Origin of the sequence: Kitasatospora sp. NPDC001539 (assembly GCF_040298565.1) — a bacterium.
Lineage (GTDB): Bacteria > Actinomycetota > Actinomycetes > Streptomycetales > Streptomycetaceae > Kitasatospora.
Window position 1 is genome coordinate 1 of the sequence record NZ_JBEPAK010000487.1, and the last position, 1,321, is coordinate 1,321.

General features: G+C 71.2%; 2 protein-coding genes. One reads left to right on the forward strand and one right to left on the reverse strand.

Translation table 11 applies throughout. The features are described from left to right. Positions 1-81: 81 nt before the first annotated feature. Positions 82-291, reverse strand: a complete 210-nt coding sequence (locus ABT247_RS33480; RefSeq protein ID WP_033350848.1) for a DUF5703 family protein — start codon at positions 289-291, stop codon at positions 82-84. Between the two features lie 363 nt (positions 292-654). Here ABT247_RS33480 and ABT247_RS33485 point away from each other — a divergent pair, with 363 nt between their 5' ends. After that, positions 655-1,254, forward strand: a complete 600-nt coding sequence (locus ABT247_RS33485) for a hypothetical protein (RefSeq protein WP_350750378.1) — start codon at positions 655-657, stop codon at positions 1,252-1,254. Positions 1,255-1,321 lie beyond the last annotated feature (67 nt).

A 1,321-nucleotide genomic window follows, 5' to 3' on the forward strand; every position in this document is an offset into this window, starting at 1 on the left:
GCAGCCCCTCCCGCGGGGCGCTCACGGGCACGCCGTCCGGTCGCGCACGTTCCCCCGGCCCGCGCGGCCGGGGGCCTTCCGTCACCAGCTCCGGACCTGCCGGATGATCCGCCGCTTCAGCCGGACCGTCCGGCTGCCGTCGGGGAACAACCTCAGCCGGTCGAGCTCCCAGTGCCCGTACTCGGCGTGCTCGGTGAGTAGTTGGCGTGCCGCGTTGCGCGTGGTGCCGCGCGGCATGCGAAGCGACTGGTACTCGTACTCCGGCTGCCGGACCGGCTTCGGTGGGGTCAAAACGCTCCTCCTGGGAATCATCTGCGGGCAAGCCTACGGCGTGCCCCGGACACTCGGCCCGGGTATTTCCGGCCGACCTCCCGTGCGGAAGCGGCGGTTCGGCGGCTCGCTACCGGGGCGCTCACCTGACAGTCCATCAGTTCTGTTGTCCGTGGGGAGGGGATACCCGGATACCGGCGCGAGAAGCCGCACCCGGACGGCCCCGTCGGGCCGCTCGCGCGCCCTCCGCGCCCCTTCCGCGCCGGTCCCGTGAGGGGACAGAACGGGCGAGATCGGACATCGAGGCGGAAGTTGCGGTGAAATCGCGGGTGTAGACGACAACCGCTGTGCGTACCGGCACCGCGGGGAGATAGCGTCTGCACCATGTCTGATGCCGCGCAGCCCACCATTGCCGAGGTACGCGCCGCCGCTGAGGCGGTCAAGGCCGCCATCGACCGTCATCTGGAAGCGGTGTCAAGCCCGAACGCAGCGGATGATCCCGCCGTCTCCGCCGCCTACGAGCAGCTCGCTACGGCGGCCATCGCCTACGACCAGCTCCTGTACGAGGTCTACGACGAGGTCACCCCCTTCGAGATCCCCGGGGACGAGGGCCCGGGCGGCTACCACGGCCCGGAACAGCCCGAGGCGATCAGCGTGCTGATCCGCCGCGACTACCACGTGGCCGACCCCAAGCGACTGCGTGCCCAGGCCGAGCGGCTCGACGATTCGCTCACTCCCGGCGGGGTGGGCGGGGTGAACGCCGCGATCGGCGTGCTGTTCGGCGAGTACGAGCCGGACGAGATCGCCGCCCGCAGCGAGGAGTTCGGTCTGGAGGAGGCGGACTCCACGCTCTGGGTCGCGGCCGCCGAACCGACCGAGCCGGGCGAGTGGCTGCCGGAGCCCTTCGAACACGCCGATCCCCGGCTGCTGATCTGCCGGTTCGACGTGAGCGAGGTCTACGACGACGAGGACCTCGACGACTGACGCGCCCCGCAGCCGTGGCCGCGCCAACCACTACTCGCACGAGCTGCGGACGCAGTTCACCCGCTCG